General features: G+C 64.5%; 14 protein-coding genes. All 14 read right to left on the bottom strand.

Annotated elements, in window-relative coordinates; all coding sequences use genetic code 11:
• Positions 1 to 11 precede the first annotated feature (11 nt).
• The 14 genes from FJ964_RS28230 to FJ964_RS28165 all read right to left on the bottom strand — a co-directional run bounded on the left by FJ964_RS28230 (position 12) and on the right by FJ964_RS28165 (position 12803).
• On the bottom strand, positions 12 to 338 hold the full coding sequence (locus FJ964_RS28230) for a ferredoxin family protein (RefSeq protein WP_140553772.1): 327 nt from the start codon (positions 336 to 338) through the stop codon (positions 12 to 14).
• Positions 335 to 1960 carry an FAD-binding protein gene (locus FJ964_RS28225; RefSeq protein ID WP_140553770.1) on the bottom strand — a complete coding sequence of 542 codons (1626 nt, stop codon included), beginning with the start codon at positions 1958 to 1960 and terminating at the stop codon, positions 335 to 337. The genes FJ964_RS28230 and FJ964_RS28225 overlap by 4 nt, the downstream gene beginning before the upstream one ends.
• Before the next feature lie 27 nt (positions 1961 to 1987).
• A complete protein-coding gene (locus FJ964_RS28220; RefSeq protein WP_140553768.1) occupies positions 1988 to 2584 on the bottom strand; it encodes a thioredoxin family protein in 597 nt (198 codons plus the stop codon).
• Positions 2585 to 2829: 245 nt separating this feature from the next.
• A complete protein-coding gene (locus FJ964_RS28215; RefSeq protein WP_140553767.1) occupies positions 2830 to 3279 on the bottom strand; it encodes a DUF126 domain-containing protein in 450 nt (149 codons plus the stop codon).
• Complete coding sequence (locus FJ964_RS28210) at positions 3276 to 4526, bottom strand: aconitase X (RefSeq protein ID WP_140553765.1); 1251 nt, start codon at positions 4524 to 4526, stop codon at positions 3276 to 3278. The genes FJ964_RS28215 and FJ964_RS28210 overlap by 4 nt, the downstream gene beginning before the upstream one ends.
• A 57-nt stretch (positions 4527 to 4583) precedes the next feature.
• Positions 4584 to 5648: an ABC transporter ATP-binding protein gene (locus FJ964_RS28205; protein ID WP_140553763.1), complete on the bottom strand. Its 1065-nt coding sequence runs from the start codon at positions 5646 to 5648 to the stop codon at positions 4584 to 4586.
• A complete protein-coding gene (locus FJ964_RS28200) occupies positions 5648 to 6436 on the bottom strand; it encodes an ABC transporter permease (protein WP_140553762.1) in 789 nt (262 codons plus the stop codon). The genes FJ964_RS28205 and FJ964_RS28200 overlap by 1 nt, the downstream gene beginning before the upstream one ends.
• Entirely contained in the window at positions 6436 to 7305 is an 870-nt protein-coding gene (locus tag FJ964_RS28195; RefSeq protein ID WP_140553760.1) for an ABC transporter permease, read from the bottom strand. The genes FJ964_RS28200 and FJ964_RS28195 overlap by 1 nt, the downstream gene beginning before the upstream one ends.
• A gap of 66 nt (positions 7306 to 7371) precedes the next feature.
• The gene (locus tag FJ964_RS28190; RefSeq protein ID WP_140553758.1) at positions 7372 to 8433 is read right to left on the bottom strand and encodes an ABC transporter substrate-binding protein; all 1062 of its coding nucleotides are present in this window, start codon (positions 8431 to 8433) and stop codon (positions 7372 to 7374) included.
• Complete coding sequence (locus FJ964_RS28185; RefSeq protein WP_140553756.1) at positions 8420 to 9457, bottom strand: PfkB family carbohydrate kinase; 1038 nt, start codon at positions 9455 to 9457, stop codon at positions 8420 to 8422. Before FJ964_RS28185 ends, FJ964_RS28190 begins: the two co-directional genes overlap by 14 nt.
• A complete protein-coding gene (locus tag FJ964_RS28180) occupies positions 9454 to 10506 on the bottom strand; it encodes an ADP-ribosylglycohydrolase family protein (protein ID WP_140553754.1) in 1053 nt (350 codons plus the stop codon). The genes FJ964_RS28185 and FJ964_RS28180 overlap by 4 nt, the downstream gene beginning before the upstream one ends.
• Before the next feature lie 3 nt (positions 10507 to 10509).
• Positions 10510 to 11235, bottom strand: coding sequence for a GntR family transcriptional regulator (locus FJ964_RS28175; RefSeq protein ID WP_140553753.1), 726 nt, complete (start codon positions 11233 to 11235; stop codon positions 10510 to 10512).
• Positions 11236 to 11667: 432 nt separating this feature from the next.
• Positions 11668 to 11832 carry a DUF3309 family protein gene (locus FJ964_RS28170; RefSeq protein WP_023757858.1) on the bottom strand — a complete coding sequence of 55 codons (165 nt, stop codon included), beginning with the start codon at positions 11830 to 11832 and terminating at the stop codon, positions 11668 to 11670.
• A gap of 182 nt (positions 11833 to 12014) precedes the next feature.
• The gene (locus FJ964_RS28165) at positions 12015 to 12803 is read right to left on the bottom strand and encodes an isoprenylcysteine carboxylmethyltransferase family protein (RefSeq protein WP_224713323.1); all 789 of its coding nucleotides are present in this window, start codon (positions 12801 to 12803) and stop codon (positions 12015 to 12017) included.
• Positions 12804 to 12889: the final 86 nt, after the last annotated feature.

Genomic DNA, 12889 nt, shown 5'->3' with positions numbered 1-12889 from the left:
CCTGTCGCTTCCTATTGCGCCACGCGGATGCGGTGCGTCGGGTCGAATTCAGAGCCGCCGGCCTTGCCGCGCTTCCAGCCGAGCGCGCGGGCGTAGCCGCCGAACAGTTGATGTGCCTCGACCTGCGCTTCGGTGATGCCGGTCGGCCCCTCGGCGAACTCGGCAACGTAAAGCGCGTCGGTCGGGCAGTAGATCTCGCACAGGAAACAGGTCTGGCAATCGTCCTGGCGGGCGATCACAGGCGCGCCGTCCCTGGTAGCGTCGAACACATTGGTCGGGCACACCTTGACGCAGATGTCGCATTCGACGCAGCGCGCGGCCGAGACGATCTCGATCATGACGCCAGCTCCGCCAGGCGCTCCGGCGCCCCGGCAATGCGGAAGTCGTCGACGCCTGATATGACCAGCCGATGCGTGAGGGCCGGGTTCTTGCCCGGCAGATCGGTGCGCCGATGCATGCCGCGGCTTTCTGTCCGGTACAGCGCGGCCGCCACCGACCAGCGCCCGGCGGCGGCGATCGACGCCGCCTCGCGCGTGCGGACCCGGTCCACCCCTTCGCCCCGCAGATAGTCGCGCACGTCGCGCCAGACACTCTCCAGCCGTTCCCGGCTTTTTTCCAAGCTCTCGCCGTTGCGGAAGAAATTTTTGTCGAGCGGCGTCACCTCGTTGCGCACCGCCTCGATGATCTCGCCTGCCGCGATGTCGGCACGCGGCGAGGCCGCCGGGCGCAGGCCGGCCTGGCCGAGTGGCTCGACGGTGTCGCGGAACGCCTTGCCGCCGCGACGCTTCGAATGGGTCGAGGCGCCCTTGCCCGCCCACCAGCCGCTGGCCAGCGCCCAGGAGGAATTGACGGCGCCGCCGCCCGATACCGCTCCGGTCATGATCTCGCGGCTGGCGGCGTCGCCTGCGACATAGAGGCCGGGCACGCCGGTGGCGCAGTCGTCGGAGACGATGTCGATGCCGCCGGTGCCGCGCACCGTGCCTTCGGCGCGCAGGGTGATGCGGAACAGCTCGGTGAACGGGTCGACACCGGCGCGGTCATAAGGCACGAAGCAGTTCGGCTGCCCTTGGCGCAACCAGCCTTGCAGCGCGGGTTCCGCTTGATCGAGGCGCGCATAAACCGGTCCCTCGATCAATGCGCGCGCCACCTCGTCCTCGCGTTCACCGATGCCGTTGCGCAGCGGCTCACCGGTAGGGCCCAGGATCGGCGACCCATCCTCGCGATGGAACGAGGCCCAGCGGAACGGCAACCCCTTGTTCAGCGAAGATCCAAAGGGCGCCAACGTGTATTTGCCGGTAAACTCCATGCCCGACAGGCTTGCGCCGGCCTCTGCCGCCATCAGATAGCCGTCGCCGGTCAGTCCAGTCCCGCCGAGGATGCGCTCACGGAAAGCGCAGCCGCCGGTCGCCAGCACCACCGCGTTGGCGTCGACGCGCCAGTCCTGGCCGGCCTGCCGGCCGATACCGGCCGCGCCCACGACGGCATCGCCATCCGACAGGAGTTCCAGCGCCGGATGGTGGTCGAGCACGGTAACGCCAGCCAGAAGCACACGGCGGCGCATGAAGCGCATGTAGTCGGGCCCGCGCAGATTGGCGATGTAGAGCCGGCCGTCATCCTCGCTTGGGAACGGATAGCCCCACTCGGAAAGCCTGAGCAGGTTGCGATAGGCCGTGTCGACGCAGCGCAGCATCCAGCGCTGGTCCGCAAGTTCGCCGGTGCGCTGCCAGCGTCGCTCGACCACGGCATGCCTGTTGTCGCCCGGCGGTACGCACCAAGTGCCCGTATTGGACGGTGCGGTGGCGCCGCTGGTGCCGAGATAGCCCTTGTCGGCCAGCACCACCTGCGCGCCGCTTTCGGCAGCGGCGACCGCCGCCCAGGCTGCGGACGGGCCTCCGCCCAGTACGAGCACGTCGGCCTGGAGTTGCAGCCTGTCGGACGCGGATTTTTGAGGCATGGACATGGATGCTCTGCGAAGGAGTGCGAGGCGCTAAGCAGCGCGCGCAGCGCCCGAGAACCACGCCGGCTCATTGCCGGCGCTCCATTTGATGTTGCAGCCGATCGACGGCACCTGGTCGGCGGCGGGCCTGCCGCCTTCCAGCACCGTGTCGAGCGCCGCGCGCAGATCGGCGCCCGTCACCACCTTGCTGTTGCCCGGCCGCGCATCGTCGAACTGGCCGTGATAGGCGAGCCGCCGGTCGGCGCCGAACAGGAAGAAGTCGGGTGTACAGGCCGCGCCATAAGCTTTCGCCGTCTGCTGCGAGGCATCCTTGAGATAGGGGAAGGAATAGCCGAATTCCTCCACTTCCTCGCCGATGCGGGCCAGCGTCTCTTCGGGATGCGCCTCATGGTCGTTGGAATTGATCGCCACCACTTGCAGCCCCTTGCCCGCATATTCCCTGGCGAAAGCGGCAAGCTGCTCGCGGATCAGAACGACGAACGGGCAGCGGTTGGAGATGAAGACGACGAGCAAGGCGGGCTTTGCATCGAAATCGCCGAGCCGGTGCAGCACGCCTTGTGCGTCGGGCAACAGGAAATCGGCCGCTTTGGTGCCAAGCTCGATCGAGTTGGATTCTGTCTTCGGCATCGATGCGCTCCCTTCTTGCTGCCGCTCGGATGGAGCATGCCGTGCAGCGCCGGACGAAGTTAGTCTATGAATTTAGTAGAATTATAGGCTAGACAACCCGCTCCCAGTCAACCGTGCCGCTTGGAATATCGTGCCAATGTTTCGGGCCGAGCGAAAAGTTTGTTCGAGCGGAAGGCTGTCTGAAAGAAATGAGATTTGGTGGGGAGCGAAGCGCCAACTGCCTGCGTCGTCCGCGTCGAACTTGGTCAGGAAACGGTTTCCTTGCGGACAATTGCCCTGTTATCCCCGCCGACACCGATCGCGATCCGCTCGCCGGAAACAATGCCGTCAATGTCGCAGACCACCAGCGGCATGCTGATCCCGTATAGGAATTCCGCAACGATGGCGCCCACCGCCAGGATCGGGTCGGGCCGTTCGAGGAGGATGCCGGCAGGCGCCGTGCCCCTTCGGATCGCCTCGGCCAGCACCGAGGATGAGGACGAGGAGCCGCGCCCGCTCGGCATCACCAGGATTTGCCCGGCGACGTTCTGGCCGAGGCCAGGATGCGAGTGATCCGTTATGTCCCCGGTCCCCGCATCGATGCCGCCCCAGAAGCTGAGCGTCTGCGAAAACACCAGCGCCCGCCCTTCGGCACTGCCGGCCAATTGGAAGATGCCGGATCGCTCGACGACTCTCGTTCCCGCCGGCGCGGTCATAACGCGCCTCGCACGACGTGCCCCATCGCGGCGGAGCGGACGCAATCCTTCATATCCGCGAACGCAACCGTCACGCCGATATTGCCCGGCGCGTAATGCGCCCATTTGCCGGAATTGGTCATCACCACGCCGTCGAGCCGTTCCAGAATCGCAGTGACATAAGTGCAGGTGTCGGCGACGGGGATCAGGCCGAACGCCTGCGTGCCATCAAGCGCACCCTCCTCCTGCAATCGCATCAGCGTCGCGCGACCGGTGTTGACATAGATCGGGATGCCCCTGCCCGGCGCGACGGCGCGCAGCAGTGGCAGCAGGCGCATCCATTCCGCGTGCGAGAAATGCGGGGTGCCCAGCGACACGGCGGCCAGCGGCGCCCCGTCGGGTACGCGCGACAGCCTGGCCAGCGCTTGATCGATATCGGCCCGCGTGATGCGGATCGTGTCTTCCGGTGCTTGACCCTGGAACGCCTGGTCAAGCGTTCCCGCTTCCGGGGTGATGCCGACCGCATGGAACAGCGCCACCGCGCCCGTCGTCGCTGCTGCCGCGCCCAGCGCCTTCAGCTGGTCCTCGTCGCGCGGCCGCGGCAGGCCTGTAATAACCGGAACGCGATCGCCGCTCGCTTGCCCGATGATCAGCCCGACGCCGACGAACAAGCCGTCGCTCGGCTCTGGCTCAGCAAAGTCCAGCTCGAACAGGATGCGGCCGCGCCGGTTTTCGTCGAGATGCAGGCCCCAGGCCGGCGCGCGTCCGGTCATGGCGCAGCACAGGTCGATGAAATCGCCATAACGGTTGGTGCGCGCACCGATCACCGAATTGGCAAACACGATGGCGTTGGATTCGCCCCAGGCGATCTGCTGGCCGAAACCGGGCCGGAACCGCGTCTGGTAGGGCGCGCAGGTGAAGGTCGCCTGGCAGCCGAGCTCGATATGCGCCTTCATCAGCCGCCGCGCTGGCGCTTCCTCCGCCGCCGGCATCTTCACCAGACCGGGATGGATGAGGTCGAACGAACCGACATTGAGCGTCGTCGGCACCTGAACGCGGCCGCCGCCTTCGACCAGCCGCTCGACGAAATCGAGCCCTGCCTTGCCGTGGTAGAGGCAGCCATCGATATGGGCGCCGGCAATGTCGAGGAGGCTCTCTGCTCCGATGGCTTTGGAGAAGGCGACAAGGATCTTCATGGCCGCGGCCGCCGACGGCCCTTGCTCGCCATCGAGCATGGATTGGTCCTCGGCAGTCAATTCCAACGTCATTGCCGCTCCGGCCCCTGCTCGACTTATGGCGCGGAGGCACGCCAACAGCTCAGTGAACTACCCCGCCGCGATCAACACCGTGCTCTCCGGCGACCAGCGTAGTACGACATGCTGACCTTCCGCCAGCCTGTCAGCGCCGGTGTTCTGGACGATGACCTTCAGCGTCTGGCCGGCACGCTCGACAAAGTAGGTGCTGTTGTTGCCGGCGAAGATGCGTTTGCATACCTGGCCCTTGAGCATGTTGGCATCGCCGTCCGAAGTCCCGGCATCTAGGGCAATCCGAATACGCTCCGGACGCACGGCGCAGCTTGCCTTTGCGCCGGCGGCAAGCCTGGCGCCCGCCCCGGCGGCGATCGTCGTGCCGTCCGGCAGACGAATGCCGTTGCCGGTGGTATCGCCGCGAAAGATATTGGCGTCGCCGAGGAAGGTGGCGGCGAATTCGCTTTTCGGCCGGTCGTAGATATCCTCCGGCGGCCCTTCCTGCACCAGGCGACCGTCGCGCAAGATGCCGATGCGGTCGCTCATCGTCAGCGCCTCTTCCTGGTCGTGGGTGACGAAAATGGTGGTGATGCCGATCTCGCGCTGGATGCGCTTGAGCTCGATCTGCATGTCGACGCGCAGCGCCTTGTCGAGCGCGCCGAGCGGCTCGTCGAGCAAAAGCACGCGCGGCTTGGTGACGATGGCGCGCGCCAGCGCGACCCGCTGGCGCTGGCCGCCGGAGAGCTGATGCGGCTTGCGACCGCCGAGCGAGCTGAGCTGAACGAGGTCGAGCGCGCGTTGCACTTCGGTGGCAATCGCCGCCTTGGCCTCGCCGCGCACCGACAGACCGAAGGCGACATTGTCGGCGACGCTCATATTGGGAAACAGCGCGTAGTTCTGGAACACCATGCCGATGCGCCGCTTCTCGACCGGCACCCGCTCAACGCTTTCGCCGCCGATGGCGATGCGGCCGCTGTCGGGAAAATCGAAGCCGGCGATCTGGCGCAGCAGCGTGGTCTTGCCGCTGCCCGATGGCCCGAGCAGCGCGTAGAAGCCGCCATCGGCGAAATCGATGGAGACATCGTCCAGCGCCTTGTGCGCGCCGAAGCTGCGCGAGACGTTTGATACCTGGACGCCCGCCATTATTTCTCTCCGCCGAATTTGAAGAAGCGCGCCGTCAGCAGCATCAGCGCCATCGACACGACGATGATGATGGTGGAGACCGCGTTAATCTCAGGCGTGAAACCCTTGCGGATCGCGGCGTAGATCTCGACCGGCAGCGTCGTCTGCCCCGGCGTCGCCAGGAAGTAGGACACCACGAATTGGTCGAACGACACGGCGAACGCAAACAAGCCGCCGGCGATCACACCCGGCATGATCCAGGGCAGCGTAACGCGGTTCGTCACCTGCAATTGATTGGCCCCGAGCGAGCGCGCCGCCTCTTCCAGCTCCGGCGCGAAGGTCTGCAATCGCGCCGAGACGACCACGATGACATAGGGCAGCGCCAATGCGACATGGCCGAGCAGGATGGCGAACAGGCCGCGTCCAATGCCGATGCCGAAGAAAAAGATCAGCATCGCCGTGCCGGTGATCAGCCAGGGAATGGCGATCGGTGGGAACAGCAGCGCCTGCAGGAATTTCTTGCCGCGGAATTCATTGCGGTAGAGCGCCAGGGACGCCGCCGAGCCGAGCACGGTCGAGATGACCGTGGTGATGACGGCGATCTTGATGCTGTTCCAGGTGGCGGCGATGAGCTGGTCGTTCTGCCACAGCGAGGCATACCATCCCGTCGTCCACTCGAACGGCAGCTGGTAGAAAGGCGAGACGTTGAACGACATCAGCGCCATGATGAGGATGGGCAAGTACAGGAAGGCGAGCAGCACCGCGATATAGAGGCGGCCGAGCCATTCCAGGATACGCGTCGTCGCCATCACGCCGTCCTCCGCAGCACCGGTGCGGCCAGCGCCAGAATAACCAGCACCACGGCCAACAGGATGAAGGAGAGTGCCGCCCCAAGCGGCCAGTTGAACACAGCGACGAACTGATCCTCGATCACCGTACCATAGAAGGTGCCGCTGCGGCCGCCGAGTATGCGCGGCTCCATGAAGGAGCCGACAACCGGCACGAAGATGAGGGCCGCGCCCGCCAACAGGCCCGGCATGGACAGCGGGATGATGACGCGCTTCAGCACCTGCAGCCGCGAGGCGCCGAGCGAGCGTCCGGCCTCGATCAAGGAATCGTCGATCGCCTGCAAAGTGAGATAGCAGGTCAGCACCATGTATGGCACATAGGAGTGCACCAGTCCGATGATGATCGCCGGATAGGAATACATGAGATCGATATTGATCTTGAACGGCAGCACCGCATTGAGCGCGGTATCGAGAATGCCGCCTTCGCGCAAAACCATCGCCCAGGAGAAGATGCGCACCAGCCCGTTCGACCAGAACGGCAGGATGACGAGCAGGAAGATCGCCTCGCGGCTGCGCCCCTTCAGCACCTTGGCCAGTACGTAAGCCGCGGGATAGCCGATGACGATGCACCACAAGGTCACCTCGAGGCCGAGGCGCAACGAGGCAAGCAGCAGTGTCAGGTAGAGGCTTTGCGAGAAGAAGGCGGCGTAGTTGCCAAGCGTGAACGCCCACGGCTTTCCCGTCAGCGGCAGGTCGGTCATGAACGAGAAGAACACCATGGCCGACAATGGCAGGAAGATCGCCACCGTCAGCCAGAGATAGGCGGGCGCCAGCAGCGGCAGCGCCGATCTCAGCCCGCCGCGCGCTGCGACCGCCCCCTCTGCTGCCATGCTATCCTCCTCCCCCGGATTGGGAGGACCAACCGGCGAGAACACCGGCCGGCCCCGACGCGCGTTTTATTTCACGTCAACCTTCAGCTGCTGCCAGAGCGTAAGATAAGCTTCGCGCTGGGCATCGGTGATCGGCGCCTGGAACTGGATGCGCTTGGCGACCGCGGGATCACCCATCACCTTGCGGTTGAACGCATCCTCGGGCAGCGCTTCCACCGCCTTGGTGTTGGCCGACACTGGTGCACCGACCTTGGTGACCCATTCGACATAGAATTTCGGGTCGATCATGTAATTGATGAAGGCTTCGGCGCCCGCGACATTCTTGGAGCCGACCGGGATGGAGAAGGCGTCCAGCCAGGCGACCGCGCCTTCCTGCGGGATCACGAGCGAGACCGGCAGCTTGAAATGCGTCTTGGCGCGGTCGGCCGAACCGCTCCAATAGGTGCCGATGTCGATCTGATTGGAAGCCACCATTTGGTTCCAGTCGTTCTCCGAGCTCCAGAAGGTCTTGATCTGCGGCATCAGCGAGGTGAGCTTCGTCTTGACCGCATCCATATCCTTGATGTCGTTGATGTTCTGGCCTGTGGCGATGGCGCCGAACTGCACGGCCTCGACGGCATCGTCGCGGATGACGACGCGGCCCTTATGGGCGGGATCCCACATTTCGGCGATTGATGTCGGCGGCTTGTCGAAGGACTTTTCGTTGATGGCAAGGGCGGTCAGGCCCCACACCCACGGCACGCCATAGACCTTGCCGTCATGGTCGAGCATCGGCGAGTTCGCCTTGTCCTTGCTGATGTCGGCATAGTTGGGCAGCTTGGAGGTATCGATCGGCTGGATCAGCTTTTCAGCCATTGCCTGGTCGTTGAAGGCGGCGTTGATCATAACGACGTCATAGAGACCGGGATTGGTGCGGATCTTGGTCAGCATTTCCTGTTCGGAATTGAAGAAGTCGTTGACCACCTTATGGCCGGTCGCCTTCTCGAAGGCGGCGATCGCCCATGGCTCGTCGGCGCCGTAGCCCTTCCAGTTGAGCACATGCACCTCATCGGCCATGGCGCCAAGGGTAAGTGCGGAGGTGAAGACGGCAGTCGCCGTCAACAGGACAGTCAAGTCAGGGATGCGCATGTTCGTTCCTCTCTTCGTTTGCCCGCTTCCCGGGCTTTGTCAGACTGTCTGATGGGCCTTCCGGTCCTGGCCTCGCGCGCCGGTCGAGGGGATCGTCGGCATGGCTCAGGAAAGTCTGGATTTCCGCGTCTGTTGGCGCCGATGAACCGCCATGGCGGGTGACCGAAATGGCCGCCGCGGCATTGGCGTAGCGCGCCGCCTCGAAAGGCGGCATGCCGCGCGCCAGGGCGCTCACGAAGGCGCCGATATGAGCGTCGCCGGCGCCGTTGGTGTCGATAGCGGAGACCTCGAAGCCGGGAATGGTTCGGGCGGAGCCGCCCGCCAGTCGGATATGGCAGCCCTTGGCGCCGCAGCGGATGACGACGCCGTCGGCCTTGCGACAATGATCGGCAAGCAGTCGTGCCGCAAGGGCGTCGGCATCGCCCGGGCCGGCAATGTCGGCGGCTTCCGTCGTGTTGCAGCTCAGCCAGGTCGTGCGGGCGAGCACCCGCGACAGGGTGGCGCGCGAAATGTCCGAAACGACCGGCGTCGGATCGAAGACAAGTGGAATGTCCGCCGGCAGCGTCTCGATCCAGTCGGTGAGCGCGTCGCGGCTGCCGGGATAGCTCAGCGTATAGCCTGACGTGAACACCCAATCCTCGGTCGAGACCAGCACCGGCGCCATCATGTCGAGGCTGAGCACGCTCTCCGCCCCCGGCCACGACACGAAGGTGCGTTCGGCATCGCTGGAGATCATGGCGACGCAGTTGCCGCTGTCCATCAGAGGCGAAGGCTGCGTCAGAATGTTGATATCTTCGGCGGCGAAGGCGGCGCGCAGGAAGTCGCCATTGGGTCCGCTGCCGAGCTGGCCTGCGAATACCACCTTCATGCCGGTACGGATTGCCGCGACCATCATGTTGAAGCCGCCGCCGGCGACTTGCGCGTAGCTCGAAGCGGTCTTCTCCGTACCGGGCGCCGGCAAGGCGTCGATGCGGTAGACATAGTCGACCACCGCGCTGCCGACATGGACGAGACGCCCGTTCATGCCGCCGCGTCCTTGCCAGGGCCGGTCTGCTCCGGGCGGCCCTTCGACGTCCGCGCCGCCACGAGGTCGGCGGCCAGTGCTCGGACGTGCGACATGTCGAAGCCCTTGAGGGCGGCGATGCGGTCCTGCGGCAATCGTGAAAGGCCGGTGCAGGCGCCGGCCATGCCTGCGGCGATAGCGCCGATCGTGTCGGTGTCCCCGCCGAGATTGGCGCTGATGACGGCCGCCTGCCAAGCATCGCCGCCGGCGATTTCGAGCACCGCAAAGGCGGCCGGAACGGATTCCTGGCTGGCGACACCTGTGCCGACCAGATCGGTGATCACCCGGACTGCATCTCGCGGCGCCTTACCGCGCACCAGACCCTGCGCCCAGGCGATGCGTGCGGCGATGTCGCCGCCGGTCACCCAATAGCCGTGTGTCGCCCCTCGCCTCGCCCCTACGACGGCACTGTCGGACGCGGCGCGCCAGTCGCCGCCGGCGATGCCGCGGCTGACAGCGGCCGCAACCGCCGCGGCGGAAGCAATGGCGATCGAGGTGTTGTGTGTTGCCCGGCAGGTCTCGGCCACCTTGTCGACGAGCGCATCCAGCGGCTCCGGCGGCATCATGATGCCGACCGGCGCGATGCGCATGGCCGCGCCATTGGTATCGCCGCCGCGCCCGGCGTCCTCGGCTGGCACACCCTTGTTGATGGCGTCGATGGCGCGCTTGGTCGACGGTCCCAAAAGGTCGTAGCTGCCGCGCGCCTTGACCTCGCGCTCCCAGTCGAGCAGCGCGTTGACCCAGCGCGCATGCTCGAAGCGGTCGCCTGAAGCAACCAGGATGCGGCCGAGCAGCAGCGCCTGTTCGGTATCGTCGGTGATAGTCCCGGCCGACAGCCCTTTCGATACCGGATGATCGGCGAAAGGCGCGACGAAATCCTCGACATGGCCGTAGAGTTCGGCAATCCGCCCCGGAGATAAAAGCTGCGTCGGCATCCCAAGCGCGTCGCCCAGCGCCCCGCCGACGAGCGCACCCATGGCGCGATCCATCTCAAGCTCGCTGTCCGGCATTGCTCAGAACCTCATATGCAGCGCGAAATGGGCGGGATTGAGCAGGCTGGTGACATATTCGACCGGCCGCTCATCGGCCGCGCGCGTCAGGCGGCGGCCGCGCAGGAAAGGCGTGCCTTGCGGGCAGCCGAGGATAGCGGCGTCATGGGCGTTCAACATCTCGATGTCGACCCACTCCTCGCCATGGTCGGGTACAAGCCCCGCTTCGCGCAGCGTCTGGTGCAACGAGCCTTCGCGCAGGCCGCGCAGCGGCACGTCCTCCAATTCGGACGACAGCGGCAGGCGGCTGCGTTCGATGGAAATGGCATGGCCGTCGCTGGCGTTGGTGCGGACCCGGTCGACGGCGATGAAGAGCGGGCTTTCGATGCCTAGCAGCACGGCAAGGTCGGGGTCCTCGATCACCTCCAGTCGCAGCGTCCGGGTGTCGGCGTTGGCGCCGGCATTGGCCAGCGCCCGCGACCATCCGATCGCATCATCGACCGGCTTGCCGTCAAAGGTGACGAAGGACCCGATGCCGACCTTTGTGGTGATCAGCCCGCGGCTGGACAGTTCCTCCAGCCCCTTGCGCACCGTGTTGCGGCTGACGGAAAAACGCTGGACGAGTTCATTTTCGCTTTGCAGACGGTCGCCGAAACCCAGCACGCCGGAACGGATCTCGTGTTCGAGAACGGTGGCGATCTGCTCGGGCTTGCCCGTGCCGGGAGACAGTTTGATCGCGCTCCGCTTCATATAAGTACCTGTATAATGAACCTGTCTAATCCTGTTTAAGATCTCCTGATGTCTCGAGCTTGTCAATGGCAGGCCCGGTATGTGCGCGGTGCGCTGCTTTCAAAATCAGCCGGCTGCAGCGACGAAGAAGGATTCGCCGCTCTGGACGCATCTTGCGGTGGTGATCCTATCGGCAGAAGAACGAAAGCCCGCTCCGGGAACCGGGGCGGGCCTTGCAGGAGGACAAGGGTGGGACCTTTCCTCTTGCTTTCCACGGGGGTGTGGACCGAAATCACCTTACGGGAGTTCCGCCAGGCTCCGGACCACAAGCCTGTTTGCCCGCATCACGATCCGGTGTGCGCCGGCATTGGTACGGTCACGGGCTCGCGATCAACGCCAATGCATGTCGCCCAAAAGCGGCTCTCATCTTGAGAACGACGTGCACGACGCACTTTAGATGCGTCCAAGCACGACCAGAATAATGACGATCAGCAACACAAGCCCCAGCCCGCCGCCGCCATAATAACCGGTTCCATAGAACGGACCGCCGCCGAGGCCGCTGAAGCCGCCGAGCAAGGCGAGGATAAGGATGATGATAAGGATGGTTCCAAGGCTCATGGCTTCCACTCCCGCAGGCACTTGCGCGCCGGTTCCGGCACTTCTGGGTTGAGAATGTTGCTGGTAAGATGAACGCTTTGATCGCGTTCATGTTCCATTTGATGTCTGACATCGAGACGGGCCGCCGGCCGGGCGGGTCGGCAGAAGGCAGCAACTAGGTGTCTCGAATCAGGGAAGGGTCGTCAGGCGATCCCGTAAAATAGCCTGTAGGGCACGCGGTTCATGTACTCGCGATACTCCGGCAAGGTGGCCAGCAATGCCTCCTCGCGCAGGATACGATACAGCTGAAGGAACGTGATCACGGCGTAGACGGCGAGATTGTAGAACGAAAAGGCCGACAGCAGGAACAGGACATGCCCGGCAAGGTAGCCAGCATAGATCGGGTGCCGCACAAGATGATAGGCGCCACCGGTCATCACACCGCGATTGGCGGGCAGGATGGCGAAGGAGCGGCCCAGGGAAATCTTTCCCCAGATGACGAAAGACAGCGCCATGAGCTGCAGCGGCGCGGCGACATAGACCGGAATGACGGCCACTCCCGGTTCGAGACTGATGAGGGCGGCACCGAAACTGGCGATCACGGAGACGATGACGGTAAGCGGGTTCCAGTCACGCACCACCGGTCGCCGCGACAGGAGCAGCCAGGTAAAGGTGAGTATCTCGGAAATCGCCACCAGCGCGACATTGAGCCGAGTCGGATCCTGCACGAGTCGATACACGCCGCCATAGACAAACAACCCCGCGCAAGCCAGTGCGCAGGCGCGAAAGAAGCCTTCGCGCAGATCGACCAGGATCTCGCGCTTGCGCGCCGCGGAGAAAAACCCGTCCTCGTCGGCGCGTGAAAGCGTTTCACTTTTTGACATGAGCAAGGCGAATACCCGATGGTCCTCTCGGGCGACCTTTGCACGCAACCATTGCCGGGTAGTTAACCAACAAGATCGGATCGACGGCAAGTTAACCGTCTCGATCATTGCGATGACATCAGATCCGCCGGACGATTTGCAATTTATGCTTGCATATTAAGAACAAAAAAGGAACAATGAGAACATTGCCGCCA

Source organism: Mesorhizobium sp. B2-3-2 (assembly GCF_006442295.1).
In the GTDB taxonomy this organism is placed as follows: Bacteria; Pseudomonadota; Alphaproteobacteria; order Rhizobiales; family Rhizobiaceae; genus Mesorhizobium.
Note: the sequence above shows the minus strand (reverse complement) of the source record. Positions and strands in the feature narration are given on the sequence as shown.

Bases quoted from the DNA above. Each gene is read 5' to 3' on its own strand.
- FJ964_RS28230 (WP_140553772.1), bottom strand. From the start codon at position 338: ATGATCGAGATCGTCTCGGCCGCGCGCTGCGTCGAATGCGACATCTGC.
- FJ964_RS28225 (WP_140553770.1), bottom strand. From the start codon at position 1,960: ATGTCCATGCCTCAAAAATCCGCGTCCGACAGGCTGCAACTCCAGGCC.
- FJ964_RS28220 (WP_140553768.1), bottom strand. From the start codon at position 2,584: ATGCCGAAGACAGAATCCAACTCGATCGAGCTTGGCACCAAAGCGGCC.
- FJ964_RS28215 (WP_140553767.1), bottom strand. From the start codon at position 3,279: ATGACCGCGCCGGCGGGAACGAGAGTCGTCGAGCGATCCGGCATCTTC.
- FJ964_RS28210 (WP_140553765.1), bottom strand. From the start codon at position 4,526: ATGACGTTGGAATTGACTGCCGAGGACCAATCCATGCTCGATGGCGAG.
- FJ964_RS28205 (WP_140553763.1), bottom strand. From the start codon at position 5,648: ATGGCGGGCGTCCAGGTATCAAACGTCTCGCGCAGCTTCGGCGCGCAC.
- FJ964_RS28200 (WP_140553762.1), bottom strand. From the start codon at position 6,436: ATGGCGACGACGCGTATCCTGGAATGGCTCGGCCGCCTCTATATCGCG.
- FJ964_RS28195 (WP_140553760.1), bottom strand. From the start codon at position 7,305: ATGGCAGCAGAGGGGGCGGTCGCAGCGCGCGGCGGGCTGAGATCGGCG.
- FJ964_RS28190 (WP_140553758.1), bottom strand. From the start codon at position 8,433: ATGCGCATCCCTGACTTGACTGTCCTGTTGACGGCGACTGCCGTCTTC.
- FJ964_RS28185 (WP_140553756.1), bottom strand. From the start codon at position 9,457: ATGAACGGGCGTCTCGTCCATGTCGGCAGCGCGGTGGTCGACTATGTC.
- FJ964_RS28180 (WP_140553754.1), bottom strand. From the start codon at position 10,506: ATGCCGGACAGCGAGCTTGAGATGGATCGCGCCATGGGTGCGCTCGTC.
- FJ964_RS28175 (WP_140553753.1), bottom strand. From the start codon at position 11,235: ATGAAGCGGAGCGCGATCAAACTGTCTCCCGGCACGGGCAAGCCCGAG.
- FJ964_RS28170 (WP_023757858.1), bottom strand. From the start codon at position 11,832: ATGAGCCTTGGAACCATCCTTATCATCATCCTTATCCTCGCCTTGCTC.
- FJ964_RS28165 (WP_224713323.1), bottom strand. From the start codon at position 12,803: ATGATCGAGACGGTTAACTTGCCGTCGATCCGATCTTGTTGGTTAACT.